A 24,159-nucleotide genomic window follows, 5' to 3' on the forward strand; every position below is an offset into this window, starting at 1 on the left:
GGAGCCGCCCCAAAAACGAACGGCCACCCAAAGGTGGCCGTCCGTGTGCGTCGAAAGGAAACGGCGGGCTTACAGCGCCTGCAGTTCCTCGTTGGCGTTGCGCTTTTCCTTGACCGGAGCCGGAGCCGGAATTGCGGCCGGTGCAGGTGCTGCCGCGTTGGCATCCACCGGCACTTCCAGGTAGGGAAGGTGCAGGGTCTGGCTGGTCAGCGTGCGGATCTCGTTGACCAGCGCGGCACTGTCGTTGAGCTTGCGCCCGTACGACGGCACGATTTCGCGCAGGCGGGTTTCCCAGCCGGCCTTCATCTGGTCCGGGAAGGCCTTGGCCATCAGGTCCAGCATGATCGGCGGCGAGGTCGACGCACCCGGCGAGGCGCCGAGCAGGGCCGCGATGGTGTGGTCCTTGTCGGTCACGATCTCGGTACCGAACTGCAGCACCGGGCCCTTCAGCGGATCACGCTTGATGATCTGCACGCGCTGGCCGGCGGTGACCAGCTTCCAGTCACCCGGCTTGGCATTGGGGAAGTACTTGACCAGCTCGGCCTGGCGGTCGGCATCGTTCAGGCGTGCCTGGCCCATCAGGTACTGCACCAGGTCCAGGTTGTCCTTGCCCACTTCCAGCATCGGGCCGACGTTGTTGTGGGTGACCGAGGAATACAGGTCCCACCACGAGCCGTGCTTGAGGAACTTGGTGCTGTACAGCGCGAACGGCCCGAACAGCACCACCGGCTTGCCGTCCAGCTTGCGCGCATCCAGGTGCGGCACCGACATCGGCGGCGAACCGGTCTCGGCCATGCCGTAGGCCTTCACGCCATGGCGCGAGGTCACGTCCTGGCCCTGGAAGGCGAGGAACTGGCCACCGACCGGGAAGCCGGCGTAGTCCTTCGATTCCGGAATGCCGGACATCTGCAGCAGCTTGAGCGCGGCGCCACCGGCACCGATGAACACGAAGCGGGCGTGGGTGGTGGATTCGGTGCCGGCCTTGAGGTCCTTCACCGTCACGTTCCAGCTCTTGTCGGCGTTCTGCCGCAGCGCGCTCACTTCATGGTTCAGATGCAGGCTGAAGTTCGGGCTGCGCTGCAGGCCGGTGGTCAGCTGGCGGGTGATCACGCCGAAGTTGACGTCGGTGCCGAGCGGCATCCAGGTCGCGGCAACCTTCTGCTTCGGGTCACGGCCTTCCATCAGCAGCGGGGCCCACTGCTTGATCTGCGCCGGATCTTCCGAGTACTGCATGCCGTAGAACAGCGGATTCTTCACCAGGGCCTGCTGGCGCTTGTGCAGGTAGGCGATGTTGTCATCGCCCCAGACGAAGCTCATGTGCGGGGTCGGGTTGATGAAGTCGCTGGGCTGGCTCAGCCGGCCTTGCTTGACCTGGTGCGACCAGAACTGGCGCGAGACCTCGAACGATTCGGCGATGCCGACCGCGCGCTTGGTCTCGATGCTGCCGTCGGGCAGTTCCGGGGTGTAGTTCAGTTCGGCGAACGCCGAGTGGCCGGTGCCGGCGTTGTTCCAGCCATCGGAGCTTTCACCGGCGACGCCGTCGAGGCGTTCGTAGACCTGGATGTTCCAGTCCGGCTGCAGTTCCTGCAGGTAGGTGGCCAGGGTGATGCTCATGATGCCGGCGCCGACCAGCACAACGTCGACGGGCTTGTCGTTGCTGGCGGCGGGCACCGAGCGCTGGGTCAGCGGCCAGTACAGGAACAGCGCGGCGGCCAGCAACAGCAGCACGAGCAGGGCGAGCAGGGCCTTGCCAAATTTCTTCATGGGGGCGGGATCGTTGGCGGAGGGGAGGAGGTCAGGATGCGCATGAAGCAGGGAAAGGGCGTGAAGAAACAACGCCTTGCAACATCCTGGCGCGATTCTAACCGGTTCCGGTCCTTTTTTGATGCAACGCAGCATCCGGCCTTTCGCGGCCCCGTCACCCATAGCGCCAGGTCATGCCTGGCGACGCCTTCAATCAGACCAGCTCCAGAATCTCGTCTCCGGCGTCGTCGATCTCGCCGGTCGGGCGCCAGCCCAGGCGGCGGTAGAAGCCGTGCGAGCGCGATCGCGGGTCGGCCGAGCAGGCCAGGAACAGCCGCCGGTGGCCGGCATCGCGGGTCAGGCTCACCACGTCCTGCAGCAGTTGGCGGCCGATGCCGCGGCCTTCGTAGTCCGGCAGCAGGGCCAGCACCAGCACCTCGCCGCTGTCGCGGTCGGCGAAGCAGTAACCGGCCATGCGCTCGCCCTCCCAGGCGACGCGGCCGATCGAATCGCCTTGGGCGATGCCGGCCGCCCAGCTGTCCTCGGTGATGCCCAGTTCCGCCAGTTGGGCGGCACTGAAGGCGTTCTCGCGGGTGCGCCCGCGCAGGTCGATGCAGGCGGCGGCATCTTCGGGGCGCGCATCGCGGACGAATACAGGCATGCAGGGCATCCTTGCAGTGATCGGCCGATCAGTATCCGCATCACGCATGGACCCGGTGTGGAGGTTGCGTGGAGATTGGATGGAGCAAAAAGGGGACGGAGGGGATTAAGTCGTCTTTGCCCGATATGTCGTTTGGTTCTTGAACGACTTAATCCCCTCCGTCCCCTTTTCAGCGCTTGCGCCGGATCAGCGCGGAGGAGGCGTCCAGCACCGCGCGGGTCAGCAGGGCCATGGTCTGCACGTCGCCCTTCCAATGCTGCCAGTACAGCGGCACGTCTTCCCACGCGCGCTGGCGCACGTAGACCAGTCGCCCGGCGTCCAGATGCCGCTTGACCAAGGGCAGGGGGTTCATGGTCCAGCCCATGCCGCCCAGGTTGGCCTGCACGAAGGCGCGGGTGGACGGAATCCACCAGGTCGGCGCGGTGCTGGGCAGGTCGTCGCCCGCCATGCGCCGGGCGAAGCGCGACTGCATGTCGTCCTTGCGGTTGAATACCAGCACCGGGGCCTGCGCCAGCGCCTGCGCGGTTACGCCCTTGGCGAAATGGCGCTCGCGGAACTCGGGGGTACAGGTCGCCGCGTAGCGGATGCTGCCCAGCGCGTGGATCTGGCAGCCCTGCACCGGCTCATCCAGGGTGGTCACCGCGCCCAGCACCGTGCCCTGGCGCAGCAGTTCGACGGTGTGGTCCTGGTCTTCCACGCGCAGGTCCAGTGTGGTGCCGGTGCTCTGCGCAAACTGCGAGGCGGCCTGCGGGAACCAGGTCTCCAGGCTATCGTGGTTCACCGCCACCGGGATGCTTGCCTGGGGCAGGTCCTCGTCGGCCAGGCCCATACGGTGCAGGGCATCGTGTTCGAGCAGGGCGGTCTGCTCGGCCAGCTGCACCAGCACCTGGCCCTCGGCGGTGGCGGTGGCCGGAGTGCCGCGCTTGACCAGCAGGCGGCCGACCCGGTCCTCCAGCGCCTTGACCCGCTGCGAGATGGCCGAGGGCGTGACATTCAACGACTGTGCGGCGCGGTCGAAGCTGCCTTCGCGGATCACCGCGGCCAGGGCGCGCAGCTGGGCATGGTCGATACGCATCGAATTAAGTTCCGCTAATGTTGGTTTAGGAAGTTTAGCTCGTCTTTTTCATGTTGCGGCGCGACAATGGCGCCCGTTCCGGTGCTGTCCGCCTTCGCGAGGCACCGTCCCCCCAAGCAAGTAAAGGCAGTGAATCCCATGTTCTCGGTCATCTCCGCCAGCACCGGCCTCGGTGCCTGGTTCTCTGGTGCAGCTACCGGCATCGGCCTGTTCGCCGTGGTCGGGGCCCAGAGCGCCTTCATTCTGCGCCAGGGCATCCTGCGCAAGCACATCGTGCCGGTGGTTGCCACCTGTGCGGCCATCGATGCGATCTTCATCTTCGCCAGCGTGGCCGGCCTGCGCACGCTCACCTCGGCACTGCCGTGGCTGACCACCGCCGTGCTGTGGACGGGTGTCGCGTTCCTGGCCTGGTACGCAATGAAGTCGGCACGCCGTGCGATCGCCGGTGGCGGTGGCATGGGCGAGGCCGACAGTGACGACGGCAGCCGCCGCGCGGTGCTGATGGCCGCGGTCGGCTTCTCGCTGATCAACCCGCACTTCTGGCTGGACATGATGGTGATCGGTTCGATCGCCGAGAACTTCGGCAACGCCCGCATGGCCTTCGCCGCTGGCGTGGTCACCGCCAGCTGCCTGTGGTTGACCGCGCAGGGCCTGGGTGCACGCCTGCTGGCGCCGCTGTTCACCAAGCCCAGTACCTGGCGCGTGCTCGACGGCACCATTGCCGTGATCCTCAGCATCCTGGCCCTCACGTTGGCGGTGCGCGGGGTCCACTGACCCGGCGCACGCCCCCCGAACCCACGTCCTGACTCTCTCTCCAAGGTAGTGGTAACGACGGCACCGGCAACGGTGCCGTCGTTTTTTCTGCCGATGTGGCGCGGCAATCGGTCACGTGCCTAGAATCGTGCATCCGGACAGGGTGTCCGGTTTTCCATGGGGGAAGGATGCGCAGGATTGTGCTGGCTGTACTGTTGGGAGCGGTTGTGGGTGGGGCATCGGCCGCAGCGCTGGACCTGGATCGCTATCTGCGGCAGGAGTCGTTTACCGACATCAAGATTTCGCCGGGGGGCGAGTACATCGCCGCGACGGTTCCGCTGGAGGCGGGAACCGCCTTGGCGATCTATCGCATTGCCGACATGAAGATGGTCGGCAGCTTCCGCCCGCCCCGCAACGATCACGCCCACACCTTCGACTGGGTCAGCAACGAGCGGCTGCTGGTGGGCATGGCACAGAAGTTCGGCGTGCTGGACCGGCCGACGCCGACCGGCGAACTGTTCGGTATCAATGCCAACGGCAAGGGCGGCGAGCTGCTGGTGGGTTACCGGGTTGCCGACCAGAGCCTGGGCACCAACATCAAGGTCAAACCGGCAGGCCTGGTGGCCGCGTACCTCAGCGACGAACTCAAGGATGACGATCGCAACGCACTGGTGACGGTGATCCCGCTGGTCGGCAGTTCGCATGCCCAGGTCGAGCGCATGGATGTGATCACCGGTCGCCGCAACGCGGTGGCACGGGCTCCCATCCCCGATGCGGACTTCACGATCGATGAGCAGGGTGAGGTGCGTTTCGCGCGCGCTGTCGTTACCGATGGCACGCAGAAGCTCTACTACCGCACAGGCAGCAACAGCGACTGGATCCTGCTCAACGATGAATCCCTGAGCAAGCGCATCGAGCTGCCCCTCGGCTTCTCGGCCGACGGTCGCCTGGCGTACCTGCAGGTCGAGCAGGCAGACGGACCCGATGCCATTGTCAGCTGGGACCCCCAGAGCAATGAACGACGCACCGTGCTGCGCGATGAGAGCGCCGACCCGGCGCGCATCATCCGGCGCCCCGGCAGCCGCGTGCCGGTCGGGGCACTGTTCCTTGGCAGTGCGCCGCGAACGGCATTCTTCGATGACGCCTCGAACGAAGCCCGCCTTTACCGCAGCCTCGAAGCGGGCCTGGGCGGAGCGGCCTACATCACCTCCAGCACGCGCGATGGCAGGACGGTGCTGGTGGAAACCTGGTCAGGCAGCAATCCGGGCGATTTCTATCTCTATGACACGGTTGGCAAGAGTGCACGGCACCTGATAAGCCGCAGCGACTGGATCGACCCCGCGCTGGCGGCGGAGGTGCGTCCGATCAGCCTGAAGGCGCGCGATGGGCGTCCGCTGCATGGCTTCCTTACCGTCCCGCACGGCCGCGAGGCCCGTGCGCTGCCGATGGTGGTGGTGCCGCACGGAGGTCCGATCGGTGTTGCCGACGACGGCGCCTATGACGCCGAGGCGCAGATGCTGGCGGCGGCAGGTTACGCGGTATTGCAGGTGAATTTCCGCGGCTCTTCCGGTTATGGCCGGGCCCACATGCAGGCCGCGCGCAAGCAATGGGGACTGTCGATGCAGGATGACGTCACCGATGCCACGCGCTGGGCGATCGAACAGGGCGTGGCCGACAAGAACCGCATCTGCATCTACGGGGCCAGTTACGGTGCCTATGCGGCAATGATGGGGGCGGTGCGCGAACCGGGCCTCTACCAGTGCGCGGCAGGCTACGTCGGCATCTACGACCTGCCGTTGATGTACGCCCGTGGAGACATCCAGAGTGATGAGTCAGGCCTGGCCTATCTGCGCAACTGGCTGGGGTCGCCCAAGGATCTGGCAGAGCGTTCCCCGGTGAATCTGGCCGCGCAGGTGCGGGTGCCGGTATTCCTGGCCGCGGGGGGCCAGGACCAGCGTGCGCCGATCGTGCACAGTGAACGCATGGAAGCTGCGTTGAAGAAGGCCGGCTCGCCGGTGGAAACCCTGTTCGTCAAGAACGAAGGGCATGGTTTCTATTCTCCTGCCAATCAACGCACGTACTACAGCAGGTTGCTGGCCTTCCTCTCGCGCAGCCTGGGGGGACAGGTGGCCGCGCAGGCCGCCCCTGCGGAAAAGAGCAGCGCGCCCTGAACAAGCCGGGGGCGGCGGATGATCGATCCGCCGCCCCGGATTTTGCCTGCAGCGGGCTTACTTGACCCCGTGCATCATCTTCTTCAGCAGCGGCGCGGCAATGAAGGCGGCCAGCGCACAGCCCAGGCCGATCCACATCAGCAGCCAGAACAGGTGCGCATAGGCGCCGGCGGCGGCCACCATGTCCAGCGATTCGCCTTCTGGCACCTCGATCGCGGCCAGCTTGCCGAACAGCGCGGCCAGCGTTTCCGAGAAGGCGGTGGCCAGGAACCAGGTGCCCATCATCAGGCTCATCACCCGCGGCACGGCCAACTGGGTGACCGCCGACAGGCCGACCGGCGACAAGCACATCTCGCCACTGGCCAGCAGGAAGTAGGCCAGCACCAGCCACCACACACTGGCCATCTCGCCGGTAGCGCCGACCTGCTGTGCGGCCAGTGCCAGCGGCACGAACGACAGCGCGCCGATCACCAGACCCCAGGCCGATTTGACCGGCTTGCCCGGTTCCCAGCCGCGGCGGTCCATCCACGTCCACAGTGCGGCGAAGGCCGGTGCCAGCAGCACCAGGAACAGGCCGCCCAGGTAGGTCAGCGAGCCTGCGGTCTGCGGGATCACCAGGCAGTCGCGCACCAGCAGCACCAGCATCAGCACGACGATGGCGGCGAAGAACGTGCGCGGCGCAGCCGAACCCGGGCGCCGTTCGGACAGGCGTGCGCTGACCACGAAGCCCAGCGGTGCCAGCAGCAGCGAGATGATCGACCACGGCAGTGGCGTACCGCCGGTGATCACCAGCGAGGGCACGATGTCCTTGGTCAGCAGGCGGTCGGTGAAGGTCACCCACGAGCCGTAGGACTGCTCGTACATCGTGAAGAACACCAGCGCCATGAAGATCAGCACCATCAGCGCGATCATCTGCTGGCGCTGCACCGGTGTGCACTTGCTGCCGGTGAACCAGGCGAACCAGACCAGCACGCCGCCCAGCACCACCAGCATCAGCATCAGCGCCAGGCTGATTTCACCGCCCAGCGCGAATGCGCCATTGCCGGCGGCCCACATCAGCCACGCCACCGGCAGCACACCGAGCACCGCGCACAGATAGATGAGCCATTCGCGCGGCAGGCCCAGCACCTTCTGCTTCAGTGCCGCCGGTTGCGGCGGTTCGGCATGGCCCTGCAGGTACTTCTGGCCCCACAGGAACATCGCCAGGCCGGCCAGCATGCCGATACCGGCTGCACCGAAACCGTACTTCCAGCCGTAGGCCTCGCCGAGGAAGCCGCACACCAGCGAAGAGAACAGCGCACCGAGGTTGATACCGGCGTAGAACAGCGAGAAGCCCGAATCGCGGCGCGGGTCATCCTTGGCGTACAGCTTGCCGACGATGGTGGAGATGTTCGGCTTGAGGAAGCCGACGCCCATGATGATCAGTGCCAGCGACAGGTAGGTCACCGCCAGTGCCGAGGTGTCGCGCACCACTTCGCCGTTCACCCGGTACGCGGCGTGGCCTTCGAAGGCCATGCCAAGGTGGCCGAGCACCAGCAGGATACCGCCGAACAGCACCGCCCGGCGCATGCCCAGCCAGCGGTCGGCCAGCATGCCGCCGAATACCGGGATGCAGTACACCAGGCCGCCGTAGGCACCGAGCAGGTCCAGGCCGGCCTTGTCGCCGAACAGGTGGTATTTGGTCAGGTACAGCAGCAGCAGCGCCTTCATGCCGTAGAAGGAGAAGCGCTCCCACATTTCAGTGAAGAAGCAGACGTAGACGCCCTTGGGATGGCCCAGGAAGTCGTCGGAAGCGATAGCAGTGGAATTCATCGCGGAATTATAGGCCTGTGGCCCGATCCGCTTTCAGTGGATCCACGCCATGCGTGGATTGCCGGACTGGTCTGGGCGATCACAGGTACCGCAACCACGCCAGGTCACGCCTTCGCGCCTTGAACCGCGCGAACGCCCGCGTCGGCGGGTACAGCGCCACCGCCAGCGCACAGGCCACCAGCAGCAGGCCGGCCACCGAATCCAGGGCGTACAGGTCACCGTGCGTCGGTCCCCAGATCGCCAGCGCGGCCAGGTACAGCCCCTTCAGCACATACAGGTGCAGCAGGTAGAAGAACATCGGCGCGGCGCCGATATCGGCCAGCGGGCGCAGTGCGCGCGCCAGTGGCGGCCATTCGTACAGGCGCAGCAGCAACAGCCCCACGCCCAGGGTCAACAGCAGGAACTGCAGCGACGGCGGGTACTTGGTGATGTTGAACACGCTCATCCATGTGCGCAGCGTGCTGCTTTGGTACTGCCACGGTGCATCCCCGTACTGGTTGGCGAATCGCAGCAGTGCGAACAGGGCCAGTGCGCCGATGCCTGCCCACAGCAGCCATCGCTGGCGCTGCTCTGGCGCGCGCTCGCGACCGAACCACGGCCCCATCAGGTAGCCCAGCGCAATCACCCCAATCCAGGGCAGCAGCGGATAGGACGTGCGCAGGCGCAGCGCACCGGCCTCGATCCAGTCGCGCTGATGCAGCACTTTCCACAGCACCGGCAGCAGGCCATTGCCCTGCAGCCGTACGCTGTCGAACAGGTTGTGCCCGGCCACCACCGCGACCGCGGCCACCAGCAGGACGGGACGGGGCAGCCACAACAGGCCGCCCAGCGCGATCATGCTCAGGCCGATGGCCCAGATCACCTGCAGGTACAGCGTGTCCGGTGGCAGCTGGAAGGTCCAGGCGAAGTTCACCAGGGTCAGTTCCAGCACGACCAGGAACAGGCCGCGCTTGAGCAGGAAGGCGGACGTGGCCCGACGCGGATCCGCCTGGCGCTGGCCGTACAGCCAGGCCGAAAGACCGGTCAACAGTACGAACACGGGCGCGCACAGGTGGGCCAGCAGACGGCAGGCGAACAGCGCAGGGGAGACCGTCGCCGCGTCCATCGGGTCGCTCACCTGGTGCTGCAGGAAGAAGGTCTCGCGCACGTGGTCCAGCAGCATCAACAGCATCACGGTGCCGCGCAGCTGGTCGATGGAGGCCAGGCGAGGGGAGGGGGAAGGGGGCATGCGATGCAGTAACAACAAGGTAGCATTAAGATATAACATATCATTTGCTGCGTGCCCAACCGGACTTTGCCGGGTCGGTCGATTGCCGGTCCACGTACTGGCCCATTGCGCTGCAGCACACGCCCCCATCCTTTGGCACGCTGGACTTGATCTGTCCTGAACGCTAGCGTGGCAGGGATTTTTTGCCAGCAGGGGCTTCCATGAACCACGACGCTGCGCCCAAGCAGCTCACCTTCCGCGCAGTGGCCCTGGCCATCGTGCTGGCGGTGGTGCTGTCGGCCGCAAACGCCTACCTCGGTCTGTTCGCAGGCCTGACCATCGCCACCGCCATTCCCGCCGCGGTGATATCCATGGGCGTGCTGCGCCTGCTGGGCGGTGGCTCCATCCTTGAAAACAACATCGTGCAGACCGGCGCTTCGGCCGGCTCGTCGATCGCCGCCGGTGTGATCTTCACCATCCCGGCGCTGGTGATCATGGGCTACTGGCCGGACTTCAAGTACTGGTGGGTGCTGGGCATCGCCGGCCTTGGCGGCCTGCTGGGTGTGCTGTTCTCGGTGCCGCTGCGCCGTTCGATGATCGTCGAAGACCCGCTTCCGTTCCCGGAAGGCAAGGCCGCGGCCGAAGTGCTCAAGGCCGGTGAGAATCCGGGCCCGGGCCTGAAGATCCTCGGCCTGTCGGCGGTGATCGGCGCCTTCGTCAAGCTGGCCGCGGAAAGCGGCATGCGCCTGATTCCCGATGCCTGGGCCACTTCGGCCTACGTCGGCAGCTCCAAGGTCACCGCCTTCATCGGCACCAACCTGTCGCCGGCACTGCTGGGCGTGGGCTACATCGTCGGCCTCAACGTCGGCATCGTGGTGGTGTCCGGCTCGATCCTGACCTGGCACATCGCCATTCCGATCTACCAGGCGTTCTTCATGAACACCGATCCGGCACTGGCCGCGTCGGTCGCCACCGCTTCGTCCACCGAAGCCGCGTTTGCCATCTGGGGTGCGAAGATGCGCTACCTGGGTGTCGGCGCGATGCTGATCGGTGGTATCTGGACCCTGATCTCGCTGCGCAAGTCGCTGCTCAACGGCGTCAAGAGCGGCTTTGCCGCCGCCCGCAAGAGCGGCGGCCCGGTGCTGGCGCACACCGAGCGCGACCTGCCGATGAAGTGGATGCTGGTGGCCCTGGTGGTCTTCGTGCTGCCGCTGCTGGCCCTGTACCAGGCCATCGTCGGCCAGTGGCACGTGTCGATCCCGATGACCCTCATCATGATCGTCGCCGGCTTCCTGTTCGTGTCGGTCTCGGCCTACCTGGCCGGCCTGATCGGTTCGTCCAACAACCCGGTCTCGGGCATCACCATCTCCACCATCCTGTTCGCCTCGGCCGTGCTGGTGGTGCTGCTGGGCGCCGATGGCCTCAAGCCGGTCGGTGCCGGCGGTGCGCCGCTGGGTGCGGTGGCTGCGATCATGATCGGCGCGGTGGTGTGCTGCGCTGCGGCGGTCGGCGGTGACAACCTGCAGGACCTCAAGGCCGGCTACATCGTCGGCGCCACCCCGTGGAAGCAGCAGTTGATGCTGGGCATCGGTGCGTTCTCGTGCGCACTGATCATGGCCCCGGTGCTGAACCTGCTGGCTACCGCCTACGGCATCGGCCTGAAGTCCGAGCTGCACCCGAACGCGCTGGCTGCACCGCAGGCCAACCTGATGGCCTCGGTGGCCAAGGGCCTGTTCGGTGGCGAACTGCCGTGGACCTTCATCGGCATCGGTGCCGTGGTCGGCGCCGCCATCATCGCCTTCGACAGCTGGCTGAAGTCGCGCAACGCACGCTTCCGCGTGCCGGTGCTGGCCGCCGCCATCGGTATCTACCTGCCGCTGGAACTGATGGTGCCGATCTTCCTCGGTGGCCTGATTGCCCACCTGGTGGAGCGCTTCCACAAGGTGCGCGCCGATGACGAAGAAGGCCGCGACCGCGTGCACAAGCCGGGCGTGCTGTTCGCTGCCGGCCTGATCACCGGCGAGGCGCTGATGGGCATCGCCATCGCGATTCCGATCGTGGTCAGCAGCCGCGCAGACGTGCTGGCCGTGCCGTTCCACCTGCCGGGCGCACAGTGGATCGGCCTGGCCGTGCTGTTCCTGGTCGGCTGGCTGATCTACCGCACTGGCAAGTACGCCAAGGCGTAATGCAGGGGGTCGGATCCCTTCCCGGAGGGAAGGGCTCTGACCCCACGCTGACAGCGTCTGGGGTCAGAGCCGATTCCGCCGGAATCGGATCCGACCCCCGTGTCCCCACAAACCGCGCTACGGCGCGGTTTGCTTTTTCTGGCGATTGCCCGCCCGCAGGCATGACCGATGGCCTTGGCAGCCCCGGCCGCACGGGCCTAACATCGGTTTTTTGCCGTCCTGCGGAGACCCCGATGAAACTGCGTCATGCCCTGCTGCCACTGAGCCTGCTGGCCGCCCTGCCCAGCGTTGCCGCTGCCCGTGGCCTGGAAGTCCGCGACATGGTGGCCATGGACCGCGTCTCCGCGCCGGTACTGACCGCTGACGGCGGCACCGTGGTGTTCGCCAAGCGCAGCGTCGACGCCAACCTGAAGGCCTCCACCGCGCTGTTCGCACGCAACCTGCGCACCCGCGATGCGGCGCCGCCGAAGCAGATCACCCCGGCTGGCTGGAGTGTCAATTCCGCTTCACTGTCGGCCGATGGCCAGACCGTGTACTTCCTCAGCGCCAAGAACGGCAGCCAGCAGCTGTACGCGCAGCCGATCAGCGGCGGTGCTCCGCGCCAGCTGACCGACTTCCCGGTGGACGTGGACAGCTACCACGTGTCGCCGCAGGACGACCGCGTGTTGTTCAGCGCCGGCGTGTTCCAGGCCTGCGCCTCGGATCTGGCGTGCACCGAGAAGAAGCTGAAGGACGTGGCCGGCGCCAAGGCCAGCGGCAAGGTCTTCGATTCGCTGTTCGTGCGCCACTGGGATACCTGGAACGACGGCCGCCGCAATACCCTGTTCGTGGCGCCGCTGCCGTCGGCCAAGGCCGGCGCGGTCAAGGGCGCTTCTGCACTGAGCGCGACCATCGATGGCGACGCGCCGTCCAAGCCGTTCGGTGGCAACGATGATTTCGCGTGGTCGCCGGATGGTGCCAGCGTGGTGGCCAGCATCCGTGTGGCCGGCAAGCAGGAGCCGTGGTCGACCAACTTCGACCTGTACCGCTTCGACGCCGCGGGCAAGCAGGCACCGGTCAACCTGACCGCGTCCAACCCGGCCTGGGATGCCGGCCCGGTGTTCAGCGCCGACGGCAAAACCCTGTTCTACCGTGCGATGAAGCGCCCGGGCTTCGAAGCCGATCGCTTTGGCCTGATGGCGATGGACGTTGCCAGCGGCAAGACGCGCGAGATCGCCCCGCAGTGGGATCGTTCGGCTGGCGGCATCGCCCTGTCCGCCGACGGTGCCAGCATCTACACCACTGCCGATGACCTCGGCGAACACCCGCTGTTCCAGATCGACGTGGCCAGCGGCAAGGCCACCAAGCTGATTGGCGATGGCAGCGTTACTGCTGTCGACGTGGCCGGCAACAGCGTGGCCATCACCCGCAACAGCCTGAAGAGCAACGACCAGGTACTGGTCGGCCTGCTGCCGGCCGCGGGCGAAGCCATCGGCGAACTGCGCGCGCTGACCCCGGCTGCTGGCGACGTACTGAAGGACGTGACCTTCGGTGACTACGAACAGTTCGAGTTCAAGGGCTGGAACAACGACACCGTGCACGGCTACGTGGTCAAGCCGCACAACTACCAGGAAGGCAAGTCGTACCCGGTCGCGTTCCTGATCCACGGCGGTCCGCAGGGCAGCTTCGGCAACGGCTGGAGCTACCGCTGGAACCCGCAGACCTACGCGGGCCAGGGCTACGCGGTGGTGATGATCGATTTCCACGGTTCCACCGGCTATGGCCAGGCCTTCACCGATGCGATCAGCCAGCACTGGGGCGACCGCCCGCTGGAAGACCTGCAGAAGGGCTGGGACGCGGCGCTGAAGAAGTATTCCTTCCTCAACGGTGACAAGGCCTGTGCGCTGGGCGCGAGCTACGGTGGCTTCATGGTCAACTGGATCGCCGGCAACTGGAACAGCCCGTTCAAGTGCCTGGTCAACCATGACGGCGTGTTCGACCAGCGCATGATGGGCTATGCCACCGAAGAGCTGTGGTTCACCGAGTGGGAGCAGGGCGGTACCCCGTACCAGAAGGCTGCGAACTACGAAAAGTTCAACCCGGTCAACCACGTGGCGGACTGGAAGAAGCCGATCCTGGTCATCCACGGCCAGCAGGACTTCCGCATTCCGGTCGAGCAGGGCCTGGCTGCGTTCACCGCTGCACAGCGCCAGGGCATCGAATCGAAGTTCCTGTACTTCCCGGACGAGAACCACTGGGTGTTGAAGCCGAACAACAGCATCCTGTGGCATGACACCGTCAATGCCTGGCTGAAGCAGCACATCGGCAACTGATGGTTGCAGCGCCGCCCTTCGGGGCGGCGCTTTTGTTTTCGACGGTGGGTGCCGATGTTCCCGCCGGTGGGTGCCGACCGTTGGTCGGCACACCTTCGCCAACAGCAGCCGAGCATGGCTCGGCTCTACAAGAGCACCTGCATGATCCAGAACGACATCGTCGTCTTCGGCTTGATCGCCGCCACCCTCGGCGCCGTGTTCTGGACCGCCTCGCGCGAGCAGGGCCTGTGGAAGCGCTTCTACACGTTCGTGCCGGCGCTGCTGCTGTGCTACCTGATTCCCGGCATCTACAATACCGTCGGCCTCATCGATGGCCAGAACACCAAGCTCTACAACCCGATCGCACGCGACATCCTGCTGCCGGCGGCGCTGATCCTGCTGACGCTGGCGGTGGACATCAAGGGCATCCTGCGGCTGGGCCCGAAGCTGGTGCTGATGTACCTGGGCGCGTCGGCCAGCATCATGCTCGGCGCGGTGGTGGCGTTCCTGTTGATGCGCGCGGTGCATCCGGAAACCGTGGCCGGTGACACCTGGGCCGGCATGGCCGCCCTGGCGGGCAGCTGGATCGGCGGCGGTGCCAACATGCTGGCGATGCGCGAAGTGTTCGACGTCAATGCAACCACCTTCGGCCAGTTCGCGGTGGTCGATGTCGGCGTGGGCTATGTATGGATGGCGGCACTGATCTTCCTGGCCGGGCGCGCCGCGAAGATTGATGCACGCAGCGGCGCCGATACTTCGGCCATCGATGAACTGAAGGAGCGCATCGCGCGCTTCCAGGCCGAGCACGAGCGCATTCCCAGCCTTACCGACCTGATGCTGATCGTGGCGGTGGCCTTCGGTGGCGTGGGCCTGTCGCACGCCATCGGCGCGCCGCTGGCGGCGTGGTTCAAGGCCAACGTCAGCTGGGCTTCGCAGTTCAGCCTGGATGCGCCGTTCGTGTGGGTGGTGGTGCTGTCGACCTCGCTGGGCCTGAGCCTGAGCTTCACCCGTGCACGTACCCTGGAAGGGGCGGGCGCCTCGCGGCTGGGCTCGCTGCTGCTGTATTTCCTGATCGCCTGCATCGGCATGCAGATGGATCTGCTGGCGCTGCTGGATCGCCCGTGGCTGTTCCTGCTCGGCCTGATCTGGATTGCCGTGCACATCGTGCTGCTGTGGTGCCTGGGCAAGCTGCTGAAGGTGCCGTTCTTCTATTTCGCGATCGGTTCGCAATCGAACATCGGTGGCCCGGCCTCGGCGCCGGTAGTGGCGGCCGCGTTCCATCCGGCGCTGGCGCCGGTGGGCGTGCTGCTGGGCACGATGGGCTATGCGACCGGCACGTACCTGGCCTACATCGTCGGTATTACCCTGCGCGCGCTGGCCGGGCAGGGGTGATCCTGTAGAGCCGAGCCCATGCTCGGCTGCTTCTGGCTTTGCATTCGCGCTCGTGACAGCGAAGAGCAGCCGAGCATGGGCTCGGCTCTACAGTAGATCCACGCCATGCGTGGATGGCGGTTACGCCGCCTGCAGCAACCCGCGTTCGATCAACCACGCCCGCGCATCCTCGGCGTCCTGTTCAAACCACGCCTTGGTGGATCCCAGCCGATACGTATACCCCCAGGCATCCATGTCGGCCATCAGCCGCGCAGTGCCAACACCCGGCAGCTGCCCGGCCAGCACGATCTGCAGGTAGCAGGTGGCATCTTCCTCGGCCACCGAGTCGGTGGCGTCGGTATGCACCTGCGCACGCCGCTCCGGTGGCAGCACGATCAGGTGGCAGGCTTCGTGCAGCATCGAATGTACGGGAGTGTCGTCGCGCACATACACGTTGCTGGCGATGATGCCGGCCTCGGGCTCGCCCCAGTAGCTGCCGGGAATCGGTTCACCGGCCGCGACGTGGTGCAGCCGCAGGCCATGCGCGGCGAGCAGGCGCTGCGCATCGGCGAAGGCGATGTCGCCCACGCAGGTGATGTCCACGGCGGTTGTCGTATCGGTCATGCGGTTGGGCAGCCCCGCCCATGCAGGCACGGGCGGGGCAGGAGATCAGGGTTTGTCCGGGCCTTCAGGCAGCGCCACGGAGATGTCCAGCACGTCGTGCTGGCCATCCTTCACCAGGTCGACCTTCACCGCATCGACGTCGATGTTCACGTACTTCTTGATCACTTCCAGCAGCTCACGCTGCAGCAGCGGCAGGTAATCGGGGCCGCCACGGTTGCTGCGTTCCTGCGCGATGATGATCTGCAGGCGGTTCTTGGCGGTTTCGGCGGTGGTCTTCTTCGCTTTGAGGAAATCAAACAGGCCCATGCTTACCCTCCGAACAGCTTGCTGAAGAAGCCCTTCTTCTCGACGTTGGTGAAGCGCATCGGGCGTTCTTCGCCGAGGATGCGCGCGACTGCGTCGTCGTAGGCCTGGCCGGCAGCGGACTCGACATCCAGGATGACCGGCTCGCCCTTGTTGGAGGCGTTGAGCACGTCACCCGACTCGGGGATCACGCCAATCGCCTTCAGGCCGAGCACTTCCTCGACGTCGGCGATGCTGAGCATCTCGCCACTTTCCACGCGCAGCGGGGTGTAGCGGGTCAGCAGCAGGAAGGCCGGCACGTCCTGGCCGGACTCGGCCTTGTGGGTCTTCGAATCGAGCAGGCCGATGATGCGGTCCGAGTCGCGCACCGACGACACTTCCGGGTTTACCACCACCACGGCGCGGTCGGCGAAGTACATCGCCAGGAAGGCGCCCTTCTCGATGCCGGCCGGGGAATCGCAGATGATGTAATCGAAACCGTCGGCGGCCAGGTCCTTCAGGACCTTGCCCACGCCTTCCTGGGTCAGTGCGTCCTTGTCGCGGGTCTGCGAGGCGGCCAGCACGTACAGGTTCTCGAAGCGCTTGTCCTTGATCAGGGCCTGCTTGAGGGTCGCTTCGCCGTGCACGACGTTGACGAAGTCGTACACCACGCGGCGTTCGCAGCCCATGATCAGGTCGAGGTTGCGCAGGCCGACGTCGAAGTCGATCACCGCCACCTTCTTGCCGCGCCGTGCCAGGCCGCAGGCCAGGCTCGCGCTGGAAGTGGTCTTGCCGACGCCGCCCTTGCCGGAGGTGACTACGATGATTTCAGCCAAAGGACTTCTCCTGGTTCTGCATGAGTTTGGAGCTGCGTCAGTCCAGCGCAGCGATCTTGATCTGGTCCTGTTCCAGCCACACCTGCACGGCTTTGCCGCGCAGGTTGTCCGGGACATCGTCCAGTACCTTGTAGTGGCCTGCAATGGCCACCAGTTCCGCATGGAAATCACGGCAGAAAATGCGTGCCGCGGTGTTGCCCTGGGCCCCTGCCAGCGCGCGGCCGCGCAGGGTGCCGTAGATATGGATGCTGCCGTCGGCGATGACTTCGGCGCCGGCACCGACGGTGGCCATCACGGTCAGGTCGCAGTTCTCAGCGTACAGCTGCTGGCCCGAACGCACGTTGCCCAGCTGCATGCGGCCGGGTTGCGGTGCGGCGGCGTCGGCGACCTTGGCCACCGGCGTGGCCGGCGCCGGCTTCGGTTCGGCACGGGCCGCGCGACGCGGTTCAGGCGCGGACGGCGGCGGAGCCGGCTCGGCCTCGGCACGCTCGTACTGGGCGCGGAATTTGGCCAGCAGGGGCAGCCCGAGCTGCTGCGAGAGCAGGTCGACCGCGCTGGTGCCATAGGCCAACGCCACCGGCAGCACGCCGGCACTGCGCAGGCCATCGACCAGCGCCTGCGCGGTAACCACGTCCGGCACCTGGCTCAGGCCGCCGAAGTCGAGGATCACCGCCGCGCGGCCGAACAGTTTCGGCGCACGGGTGACGCGTTCACGCATTTCCTGCACAAGGCGCTCGACATCAAGGGTGCGGATGCGCAGGTTGGCGACGCCCACCTGGCCGATCTTCAGTTCACCGGCCTGTTCGTAATCGAAATTCACCGCCACGCTCAGGTCCCCGTCGGCCGCTGTGCCTGTGCCGGCAGCTGCCGGGCACGTGTCCATGCCACATCCGGCAGCTTGCCGCCGTAGGTCTCCTGGACCCACGGGTAGCTGCACAGTTCCTTGGCCAGCATGCTGGCGCGCACATCGACCTGCGGCATGGTGTTCTGGCCCAGCTCGCGGAAGCCGAAGCTGCCGTGGAAGAGCAGGGCGGCATCGGCGCCATGGTCGAGGAAGACTTCGCAGGTCATCTGCGGGTAGCGCAGCTCGGCGAAGCTCTGCGCGTCGGCATAGAACGCACGGCCGACGCCACCGCCACGACGGCGGCTGGCGACCACGATGCGGTCGATATAGAAGAACGGGGTGTCCAGCTGCTGCTTGAACCAGGCGAAGTTGCTGCTGTCGTGCTGGCTGTCGCTGCCGAAGCCGATCAGGAAACCGGCCAGGTTGCCGTCGCGCTCGGCGACGCGGAAATACTCAGCGGTTTCGTAGAACAGGCGCAGGCGGGCCGCATCCAGGGGAAGGATGGCCAGGCCAGCGTTGTTGTTCAAAGCCAGGACGGAATCGAGCTCGTGCTCGCGCACGTCGCGGATGACAATCGACATTGTGACTCCGTGGGGTAACGCGGTTGGTCCGTCAAATTGGACCCTGCGCACGATTATTGCATGCCCGGGGTGGGCTGCGGCATGAACAGGGGGCCGCAGATGCATGACTTCCGTGGGAGTGCGCGACGCAGGCCGGGCCCGTAGAGTGCTGGCATGTTGGGAGTCCTCAGCCATACCCGCGTCCTCCGTCTGGCCGGCCTGTTTACCTGGGTCATGGTCGGCCTGCCACTGGCGTACTCGCAGTTCGAGAACCTGCACAGCCGCAGCGATATGGGCAGCTGGGCGATCCTGCTGTTCGTCGCCTACCTGTCCTTCGGCGCCGCGTACTACTGGCTGACCCGCCTCCTGCGCAGCGACAGCGACAGTCACACCACCTGGCTGGACCGCGGCCTGCTGCTGCTGCTGACGGTTTCGGCGCTCGGCGTCAGCTACCTCAGTGGTTCCGGCCTTGGCAGCATCCTGATGATGGTGGCTGCCGGCGTCATTCCGTGGATGCTGTCGGCGCGCCTGTGCGTGCTGTGGCTGCTGGTCAGCCAGCTGGCGGTGGCCCCGGTCTATTACATGCTGCTGCACTTCCCGCTGTTCGAAGCCGTGATGCAATCGCTGCTGTATGGCGGCTTTTCCATGTTCATCTTCGTGACCAGCCTTGTCGCGCGACAGCAGACCCAGGCCCGCGACGAGCAGCGAAGGCTCAATTCGGAGCTGCGCGCCACCCGCGCCCTGCTGGCCGAAAGCGCCCGGGTCAATGAGCGAACCCGCATTTCGCGTGAGCTGCACGATCTTCTGGGGCATCAGCTGACTGCGCTGACCCTGAACCTGGAAGTGGCCGGCCACCTGGCCGAGGGCCAGGCGCTGGACCATGTGAAGCGCTCGCACGCCCTGGCCAAGCTGTTGCTGGGCAACGTGCGCGAGGTGGTCAGCCAGCTGCGTGAGACCGGCGCCATCGATCTGGCCGCGGCACTGCGCCCGCTGACCGAGAATGTGCCTTCGCTGGACATCCAGCTGGACATCGAGGATCCGCTGAACGTGGAGGACCCGCAGAGGGCCCACGTGCTGCTGCGCTGCACCCAGGAGATCATCACCAACGCGGTGCGCCACGCCGGCGCCCGCCACCTGTGGATCAAGGTGTACCGTGAAGCCCCCGACCGGGTGGTGGTGGAGGCCCGCGACGACGGTGTCGGCGCGGATATGGTCAATGTGGGCAATGGCTTGCGCGGCATGCGCGAGCGCCTGCAACAATGTGGTGGCCAGCTGCAGGTCGAAACCCGGCCCGGTGAAGGCTTCCGGTTGCGGGCGACGGTGCCGGCAACGGTGCTGGTGGCCGCCCTTACCAAGGTTCCTGAAGGAGTGCGTTGATGATTCGCGTCTGCCTGGTCGACGACCAAACCCTGGTGCGGCAGGGAATCCGCTCCCTGCTGGCGCTCGACGACGGTATCGAGGTGGTGGCCGAGGCCGGCGATGGCCGGCAGGCGGTCGAGCTGATACCGCAGGTGCGTCCCGACGTGGTGCTGATGGACATGCGCATGCCGGTGATGTCCGGGCTGGAGGCGCTGCAGGTGCTGTCGCGCCAGGAGCAGCTGCCGCCGACCATCATCCTCACCACCTTCGACGACGACCAGCTGGTGCTGGCCGGGCTCAAGGCCGGTGCCAAGGGCTACCTGCTCAAGGACGTGACCCTGGCGCAGCTGGTCGGTGCCATCCGCACCGTGGCCGAAGGCGGTTCGCTGGTGCAGCCGGCCGTGACCCAGCGCCTGCTGTCCGGCCTGGAGCACATGCGCAACGAGTTCGTCAGCCTGGACCGGCCGGACCCGTTGACCGACCGCGAGACCGAGATCCTGCGCCTGATGGCCAGTGGCTTCTCCAACAAGGAGATCGCCAATTCGCTGGGTGTGGCCGAAGGCACCATCAAGAACCACGTGTCCAACATCCTGTCCAAGCTGGGCGTGCGCGACCGTACGCGTGCCGTACTGAAGGCGTTCGAGCTTCAGCTGGTCTGAGGAAAACCTTTTCAGGACAATGACTTGAGGCCCAGGCATGGCCCTCGGGTGGGGTTGCCCCCTACTTCACGGGTATCGGTATGCGGTACCCTTCGAATTCTTTGTCCATACAAATACGCAGCCGGCAGGGAAACCGGTGCGCCAATCCCGATAAACAATGCCCGCGAAGCCTGCTAGGATTGGCGCTTCGCTTCAATCAACCCGGCCGTGGGATCGGCCCCGGAGACTCTCTGAATGACCCGTATTATCGAGTTCCTGATCGCCTTGGGGATCGTGGCTGGCCTGTTCGTCATCATTGGCGTATGTCTGCCGGGCGAGCGTCACATCACCGAAAGCATCGAGACCAACCGCAAGATGACGATCGTGTACGACACGGTCAGCAGCCTGCGCCGCTTCAAGGACTGGAACCCGCTGGTACTGCGCGATCCCGCCGTTGAACTGAAGCTGTCCGGCCCGGCCTCCGGCGTCGGTGCCACTCTCGACTTCACCTCCAAGGACCTGGGCACCGGTTCCTGGAAGATCACCGAAGCCGAAGAGAACAAGCGTGTTGCGATCGCCATCGATGACGCCACCAAGGGTCACGACAAGATCACCACCTTCACGCTGGAGCCGACCGGCAAGGGTGGCCGCAACGTCAAGATCACCCAGGACTACTCGGTGAAGTACGGCTTTGACCTGTTCGGCCGTTATGCAGGCCTGTATGTCAGCCGCCAGATCGGCGACGACATCAAGATGGGTCTGTCGCGCATGGCCAACATGCTGGCCACCGTCCCGAACGTGGACTACCGCACCCCGGAAGCCCCGCTGACCGATCTGGGCATCGTCGACGTGCCGGCTGAAGACCTGCTGGTCGTCAACGCCGGTAACGTGGACCGTGGTCAGGACACGATCACCAAGTCCATCAAGGACAACCAGGAGTGGATCAAGCGCGTGATGGAGGCCAATGGCCTTGAAGCCGCCGGTCCGTTCCGCATCATCACCACCGACTTCGGTCAGGAAAAGTACGCCTTCGACATCGCCCAGCCGGTGAAGAAGAAGGGTGCTGAAGGTGCCACCGCTGAAGAGCTGACCGTCAAGATCGACGGTGGCGCTCCGGTCAAGTACGTGCATGTGGCTCCGCACCGTTCGGCGCATGCCGCCTACACCGGCCACATGGCGGGTCTGGACGTGGCCCGCAACGGTCTGCGTGCCTGGGCCGTGACTTCCGGCAACGAAGTGATCGACCGTCCGTACGAAACCTGGAAGGACGGCATCGACAAGTCGTTCACCCCGGAAGGTACCTACGACATCTACTGGGCCGTCAAGTAAGCTTCGGCTGACCCATGTAGTGTTGGACACGAAAACGCGCCGCTCATTGCGGCGCGTTTTTTTTCATCTGGCGCCCGGCAAGGGCGCTGCGCAAGGAGCCCACATGTTCAATCTCGAACGTCGCGCACGTAAGCCTTCGCTGCTGGCCTGCCTGGGTGCGCTGCTGGCCGCCGTCTCGATCGGCCTGTCGGCCTACGCCTCGCACGGTGTGGCCGACCCGCTGGCGCAGCAGCATCTGAACATGGCGGCGCTGTATGCGTTCGCGCATGGTGCGGTACTGGTGGCGCTCGGACCGCGCGCGCAGGGAGCGATCGCGCACCTGGCGCTGTACGTGCTGCTGCTGGGAGTGCTGCTGTTTTCCGGCAGCCTGGTGGGCGGCGCGTTGTGGCAGTGGCCGACGCGGATGGCACCGATTGGCGGCACCAGCATGATGGCCGGATGGGTGTTGCTGGGGATCAATGCGTTGAGGCGGTGACGGCAGCGGAGATCGGCCAAGCACGACACCGCTGCGCCGTCAGCTTCTGTAGAGCCGAGCCATGCTCGGCTTCGAGCGAAGCGACCCGCTTTTGTCTTTGCTCTCTTGTTCCATCCTGCGGCCATGCACTGATTGCCCCAGGCTTTCGCCACGAGGGGCTCAGCCGTTGGCCGGCTTCCAGCACCAGTGCCACGGTTCGTAGACGATTCCGTGCGGGTTGTCGCGGGGGTAGCTCAGATGGAAGCCGTGTTCACCGGCATGGGCCTGCAGCCACGCGAACGCGTCGGTGGCTTCGAACGATTCTTCGGCCGGCGCGTCGCCCGGCGTGCCGATGTCCAGCGCGTGGCCGCTGTGGTGTTCGCTGAACCCCGGTGCGGCATTCACCTTCAGGATCTCTGCCACGCTCAAGCCGCGCGCCAGCTTCCGTTCGAAGATGCCCAGCTGGTAGGCATGGCTGCGGAAGCCGGAGATCGCGTCCAGCGCAATTCCGTCCTGTGCCGCGTGCAGTTGCATCCGCCGCCAGCCCTGCGCGGCGCCACGGCGCAGCCACAATGGGCGGGCGAAGCGGTCGCGACCGGCGAAGTGCAGCAGGCACGGTTCGGATTCCAGCGGCAAGCCGCTGCCGTCTGCGTAGCGCTGTGCATCCAGGCCAAGCTGCTGCAGGCGCTGCTGCAACCCGGCCAGCGGCAGCCATTGTTCTTCCAGCCCGGCGGCGAAGGGCCGCGCTGCCGCGGCATCCAGCAGCGCCAGTGCTTCCTCGACCCCGGGCTCGCGTGGCAGGCGCGGCACCATGGCGTGCACACCCTGCGCCAGTACCGCCGCCAGGTAGCGGCCATCGCGCTTGCGCCGCAGCACCCAGTGCGCCTGCGACAGCAGGCGTGCATCCAGGTTGCTGCGTGCACGCAGCAGGTGGGCGGGCCACAGCTCGATGGCCTCGGTATTGATCAGCAGGGGGGCGCGTCGTTGCATCGCCGCAGCTTACTGCCGTGGCGCCGACGCGGCCACCTTGCGCAGTGCATCGAGTAGGGCCTGCGGCCGGTCCACGCTGAGCAGCAGCGTGCTGCCATCACTGACCGGCAGGGCGAGGACGCGCGCACGGTCGGTGACCAGGGCGAAGCCCTTGCCGCCGCCCTGCAGGCGGAAGTGGCCCGAGTAGAAGCCCGGCATTGAATAGCCATTGGTTTTGACACGGATGCCGTAGCGGCGGTCACGCTGCAGGTCGACCACCTCGGCCTGGTCCAGCCGCAGCTGCGCCACCGGTACGCGCCGCCGATACATCGTCGAGTGCACGTCCAGCACGTTGCCGGCCAGCGCCACGCGGCGGCGGAAGAATGCGGCTCCCAGCCCGACAGCGAGTACAGCGATGACGATCAGGCTCCATGCCGCACTGCCGCCCATCCGGAACCAGGGCGGCGACAGCGTCACTTCGATCCAGGGGGCGCCTGCCGGTGCCTTGTACAGCTGTGCGTACAGGCAGGCCACGAAGGCAGCCAGCAGCGGCAGCACGATCCAGAGCACGCGCAGCGGCGAGCTCTCGGCCACGTCAAAGGGTTTGGGGTCGCTGCCGCCCATGGTTCAGGCCTCCTTCTTGAACACCAGCATCGCCGGGCGCATCGGGGCCGGGATGATGACGTTGACCAGTTCCCAGCCAAGCTGGCCCTGGCGGGTCAGTTCACTCTGGATGTCCTCGGCCTTCAGGGTGCCCATCATCGTGGTCTTCACTTCGATGGTCTGGTAACTCCAGCGCGTGCTCATTCCTTGTCCTCCGGCGATGGCGTGGGTTTCGGCAGGCGTCCTGCCCTGCGCAGGGCGTCGCGCAGCACGTATTCGATCTGCGCGTTGAGGCTGCGCAGCTCGTCGTCGGCCCAGCGCTGCGCCGCGGCCAGGACCTCGGCGTTGATGCGCAGCGGATAGGCTTTCTTCTCACTCATGGGGGCTCCTG

23 protein-coding genes are annotated in these 24,159 nt (G+C 66.0%); 9 read left to right on the plus strand and 14 right to left on the minus strand.

Translation table 11 applies throughout. The features are described 5' to 3' along the window. Positions 1–69: 69 nt before the first annotated feature. From mqo to GOC52_RS05490, 3 genes are all read right to left on the minus strand, one after another. Positions 70–1,764, minus strand: coding sequence for a malate dehydrogenase (quinone) (mqo, locus tag GOC52_RS05480; protein ID WP_010483404.1), 1,695 nt, complete (start codon positions 1,762–1,764; stop codon positions 70–72). A gap of 193 nt (positions 1,765–1,957) precedes the next feature. Next, a complete protein-coding gene (locus GOC52_RS05485; RefSeq protein ID WP_019336987.1) occupies positions 1,958–2,404 on the minus strand; it encodes a GNAT family N-acetyltransferase in 447 nt (148 codons plus the stop codon). A 169-nt stretch (positions 2,405–2,573) separates the two neighbouring features. After that, on the minus strand, positions 2,574–3,479 hold the full coding sequence (locus GOC52_RS05490; RefSeq protein ID WP_008267669.1) for a LysR family transcriptional regulator ArgP: 906 nt from the start codon (positions 3,477–3,479) through the stop codon (positions 2,574–2,576). Between the two features lie 138 nt (positions 3,480–3,617). Between GOC52_RS05490 and GOC52_RS05495 the strand changes: the two genes are divergently transcribed. Together GOC52_RS05495 and GOC52_RS05500 are read left to right on the plus strand one after the other, a co-directional pair. After that, on the plus strand, positions 3,618–4,253 hold the full coding sequence (locus GOC52_RS05495; protein ID WP_005408523.1) for a LysE/ArgO family amino acid transporter: 636 nt from the start codon (positions 3,618–3,620) through the stop codon (positions 4,251–4,253). A gap of 167 nt (positions 4,254–4,420) precedes the next feature. After that, positions 4,421–6,403 carry an alpha/beta hydrolase family protein gene (locus tag GOC52_RS05500; protein ID WP_191850865.1) on the plus strand — a complete coding sequence of 661 codons (1,983 nt, stop codon included), beginning with the start codon at positions 4,421–4,423 and terminating at the stop codon, positions 6,401–6,403. A gap of 57 nt (positions 6,404–6,460) precedes the next feature. Here the strand turns inward: GOC52_RS05500 and GOC52_RS05505 are convergent, their stop codons facing one another. After that, the gene (locus GOC52_RS05505; RefSeq protein ID WP_019336990.1) at positions 6,461–8,215 is read right to left on the minus strand and encodes a peptide MFS transporter; all 1,755 of its coding nucleotides are present in this window, start codon (positions 8,213–8,215) and stop codon (positions 6,461–6,463) included. A 79-nt stretch (positions 8,216–8,294) separates the two neighbouring features. After that, positions 8,295–9,443, minus strand: coding sequence for a DUF1624 domain-containing protein (locus GOC52_RS05510; protein ID WP_191850868.1), 1,149 nt, complete (start codon positions 9,441–9,443; stop codon positions 8,295–8,297). Positions 9,444–9,643: 200 nt separating this feature from the next. Between GOC52_RS05510 and GOC52_RS05515 the strand changes: the two genes are divergently transcribed. The 3 genes from GOC52_RS05515 to GOC52_RS05525 all read left to right on the plus strand — a co-directional run bounded on the left by GOC52_RS05515 (position 9,644) and on the right by GOC52_RS05525 (position 15,291). Beyond that, positions 9,644–11,608: an OPT family oligopeptide transporter gene (locus tag GOC52_RS05515; RefSeq protein WP_053442668.1), complete on the plus strand. Its 1,965-nt coding sequence runs from the start codon at positions 9,644–9,646 to the stop codon at positions 11,606–11,608. A gap of 233 nt (positions 11,609–11,841) precedes the next feature. Beyond that, the gene (locus tag GOC52_RS05520) at positions 11,842–13,920 is read left to right on the plus strand and encodes an alpha/beta hydrolase family protein (RefSeq protein WP_010483385.1); all 2,079 of its coding nucleotides are present in this window, start codon (positions 11,842–11,844) and stop codon (positions 13,918–13,920) included. Between the two features lie 114 nt (positions 13,921–14,034). Further along, positions 14,035–15,291 carry a DUF819 family protein gene (locus tag GOC52_RS05525; protein ID WP_049411403.1) on the plus strand — a complete coding sequence of 419 codons (1,257 nt, stop codon included), beginning with the start codon at positions 14,035–14,037 and terminating at the stop codon, positions 15,289–15,291. Positions 15,292–15,411: 120 nt separating this feature from the next. Here GOC52_RS05525 and GOC52_RS05530 read toward each other — a convergent pair whose 3' ends face one another. From GOC52_RS05530 to GOC52_RS05550, 5 genes are read right to left on the minus strand one after another with little or no spacing between them, the layout of a single operon-like run. Continuing rightward, positions 15,412–15,894, minus strand: coding sequence for a hypothetical protein (locus GOC52_RS05530; RefSeq protein ID WP_010483381.1), 483 nt, complete (start codon positions 15,892–15,894; stop codon positions 15,412–15,414). 45 nt (positions 15,895–15,939) lie between these two features. Beyond that, entirely contained in the window at positions 15,940–16,200 is a 261-nt protein-coding gene (gene minE, locus GOC52_RS05535; RefSeq protein WP_004148073.1) for a cell division topological specificity factor MinE, read from the minus strand. 2 nt (positions 16,201–16,202) lie between these two features. After that, complete coding sequence (minD, locus tag GOC52_RS05540; protein ID WP_010483375.1) at positions 16,203–17,012, minus strand: septum site-determining protein MinD; 810 nt, start codon at positions 17,010–17,012, stop codon at positions 16,203–16,205. A gap of 37 nt (positions 17,013–17,049) precedes the next feature. Beyond that, the gene (minC, locus tag GOC52_RS05545; RefSeq protein WP_010483373.1) at positions 17,050–17,895 is read right to left on the minus strand and encodes a septum site-determining protein MinC; all 846 of its coding nucleotides are present in this window, start codon (positions 17,893–17,895) and stop codon (positions 17,050–17,052) included. After that, on the minus strand, positions 17,841–18,437 hold the full coding sequence (locus GOC52_RS05550; protein WP_010483371.1) for a GNAT family N-acetyltransferase: 597 nt from the start codon (positions 18,435–18,437) through the stop codon (positions 17,841–17,843). Before GOC52_RS05550 ends, minC begins: the two co-directional genes overlap by 55 nt. A gap of 153 nt (positions 18,438–18,590) precedes the next feature. Between GOC52_RS05550 and GOC52_RS05555 the strand changes: the two genes are divergently transcribed. The 4 genes from GOC52_RS05555 (at position 18,591) to GOC52_RS05570 (ending at position 22,217) form a co-directional block, all read left to right on the plus strand. Beyond that, positions 18,591–19,793, plus strand: coding sequence for a sensor histidine kinase (locus tag GOC52_RS05555; RefSeq protein ID WP_043396763.1), 1,203 nt, complete (start codon positions 18,591–18,593; stop codon positions 19,791–19,793). Next, positions 19,793–20,434, plus strand: coding sequence for a response regulator (locus GOC52_RS05560; RefSeq protein ID WP_005408537.1), 642 nt, complete (start codon positions 19,793–19,795; stop codon positions 20,432–20,434). Before GOC52_RS05555 ends, GOC52_RS05560 begins: the two co-directional genes overlap by 1 nt. Before the next feature lie 234 nt (positions 20,435–20,668). Next, positions 20,669–21,742, plus strand: a complete 1,074-nt coding sequence (locus GOC52_RS05565; RefSeq protein WP_021203110.1) for a polyketide cyclase — start codon at positions 20,669–20,671, stop codon at positions 21,740–21,742. A 103-nt stretch (positions 21,743–21,845) separates the two neighbouring features. Further along, positions 21,846–22,217, plus strand: coding sequence for a DUF423 domain-containing protein (locus GOC52_RS05570; protein ID WP_043396757.1), 372 nt, complete (start codon positions 21,846–21,848; stop codon positions 22,215–22,217). Between the two features lie 159 nt (positions 22,218–22,376). On the opposite strand, the gene GOC52_RS05575 is transcribed toward GOC52_RS05570, so the two are convergent. The 4 genes from GOC52_RS05575 to GOC52_RS05590 are packed head-to-tail and all read right to left on the minus strand — an operon-like array spanning position 22,377 to position 24,148. Further along, complete coding sequence (locus GOC52_RS05575) at positions 22,377–23,186, minus strand: M15 family metallopeptidase (protein WP_010483364.1); 810 nt, start codon at positions 23,184–23,186, stop codon at positions 22,377–22,379. Between the two features lie 9 nt (positions 23,187–23,195). Then, entirely contained in the window at positions 23,196–23,789 is a 594-nt protein-coding gene (locus GOC52_RS05580; protein WP_043396750.1) for a PH domain-containing protein, read from the minus strand. A 3-nt stretch (positions 23,790–23,792) separates the two neighbouring features. Then, positions 23,793–23,972: a DUF4177 domain-containing protein gene (locus tag GOC52_RS05585; protein WP_010483360.1), complete on the minus strand. Its 180-nt coding sequence runs from the start codon at positions 23,970–23,972 to the stop codon at positions 23,793–23,795. Beyond that, positions 23,969–24,148 (minus strand): type II toxin-antitoxin system antitoxin, encoded by a 180-nt coding sequence (locus tag GOC52_RS05590; protein WP_010483358.1) that lies wholly within the window; start codon positions 24,146–24,148, stop codon positions 23,969–23,971. The genes GOC52_RS05585 and GOC52_RS05590 overlap by 4 nt, the downstream gene beginning before the upstream one ends. Positions 24,149–24,159: the final 11 nt, after the last annotated feature.

It is taken from the genome of Stenotrophomonas sp. SXG-1 (assembly GCF_014083965.1).
In the GTDB taxonomy this organism is placed as follows: Bacteria; Pseudomonadota; Gammaproteobacteria; order Xanthomonadales; family Xanthomonadaceae; genus Stenotrophomonas; species Stenotrophomonas geniculata.

Coding starts and splice junctions, on each gene's coding strand:
- GOC52_RS05510 (WP_191850868.1), bottom strand. CDS start 9,443: ATGCCCCCTTCCCCCTCCCCTCGCCTGGCCTCCATCGACCAGCTGCGC.
- minE (WP_004148073.1), bottom strand. CDS start 16,200: ATGGGCCTGTTTGATTTCCTCAAAGCGAAGAAGACCACCGCCGAAACC.
- minC (WP_010483373.1), bottom strand. CDS start 17,895: ATGGACACGTGCCCGGCAGCTGCCGGCACAGGCACAGCGGCCGACGGG.
- GOC52_RS05520 (WP_010483385.1), top strand. CDS start 11,842: ATGAAACTGCGTCATGCCCTGCTGCCACTGAGCCTGCTGGCCGCCCTG.
- GOC52_RS05550 (WP_010483371.1), bottom strand. CDS start 18,437: ATGTCGATTGTCATCCGCGACGTGCGCGAGCACGAGCTCGATTCCGTC.
- GOC52_RS05490 (WP_008267669.1), bottom strand. CDS start 3,479: ATGCGTATCGACCATGCCCAGCTGCGCGCCCTGGCCGCGGTGATCCGC.
- GOC52_RS05525 (WP_049411403.1), top strand. CDS start 14,035: ATGGCTCGGCTCTACAAGAGCACCTGCATGATCCAGAACGACATCGTC.
- GOC52_RS05555 (WP_043396763.1), top strand. CDS start 18,591: ATGTTGGGAGTCCTCAGCCATACCCGCGTCCTCCGTCTGGCCGGCCTG.
- GOC52_RS05570 (WP_043396757.1), top strand. CDS start 21,846: ATGTTCAATCTCGAACGTCGCGCACGTAAGCCTTCGCTGCTGGCCTGC.
- GOC52_RS05530 (WP_010483381.1), bottom strand. CDS start 15,894: ATGACCGATACGACAACCGCCGTGGACATCACCTGCGTGGGCGACATC.
- GOC52_RS05590 (WP_010483358.1), bottom strand. CDS start 24,148: ATGAGTGAGAAGAAAGCCTATCCGCTGCGCATCAACGCCGAGGTCCTG.
- mqo (WP_010483404.1), bottom strand. CDS start 1,764: ATGAAGAAATTTGGCAAGGCCCTGCTCGCCCTGCTCGTGCTGCTGTTG.
- GOC52_RS05505 (WP_019336990.1), bottom strand. CDS start 8,215: ATGAATTCCACTGCTATCGCTTCCGACGACTTCCTGGGCCATCCCAAG.
- GOC52_RS05560 (WP_005408537.1), top strand. CDS start 19,793: ATGATTCGCGTCTGCCTGGTCGACGACCAAACCCTGGTGCGGCAGGGA.
- GOC52_RS05515 (WP_053442668.1), top strand. CDS start 9,644: ATGAACCACGACGCTGCGCCCAAGCAGCTCACCTTCCGCGCAGTGGCC.
- GOC52_RS05575 (WP_010483364.1), bottom strand. CDS start 23,186: ATGCAACGACGCGCCCCCCTGCTGATCAATACCGAGGCCATCGAGCTG.
- GOC52_RS05495 (WP_005408523.1), top strand. CDS start 3,618: ATGTTCTCGGTCATCTCCGCCAGCACCGGCCTCGGTGCCTGGTTCTCT.
- GOC52_RS05500 (WP_191850865.1), top strand. CDS start 4,421: ATGCGCAGGATTGTGCTGGCTGTACTGTTGGGAGCGGTTGTGGGTGGG.
- GOC52_RS05580 (WP_043396750.1), bottom strand. CDS start 23,789: ATGGGCGGCAGCGACCCCAAACCCTTTGACGTGGCCGAGAGCTCGCCG.
- GOC52_RS05565 (WP_021203110.1), top strand. CDS start 20,669: ATGACCCGTATTATCGAGTTCCTGATCGCCTTGGGGATCGTGGCTGGC.
- GOC52_RS05485 (WP_019336987.1), bottom strand. CDS start 2,404: ATGCCTGTATTCGTCCGCGATGCGCGCCCCGAAGATGCCGCCGCCTGC.
- GOC52_RS05585 (WP_010483360.1), bottom strand. CDS start 23,972: ATGAGCACGCGCTGGAGTTACCAGACCATCGAAGTGAAGACCACGATG.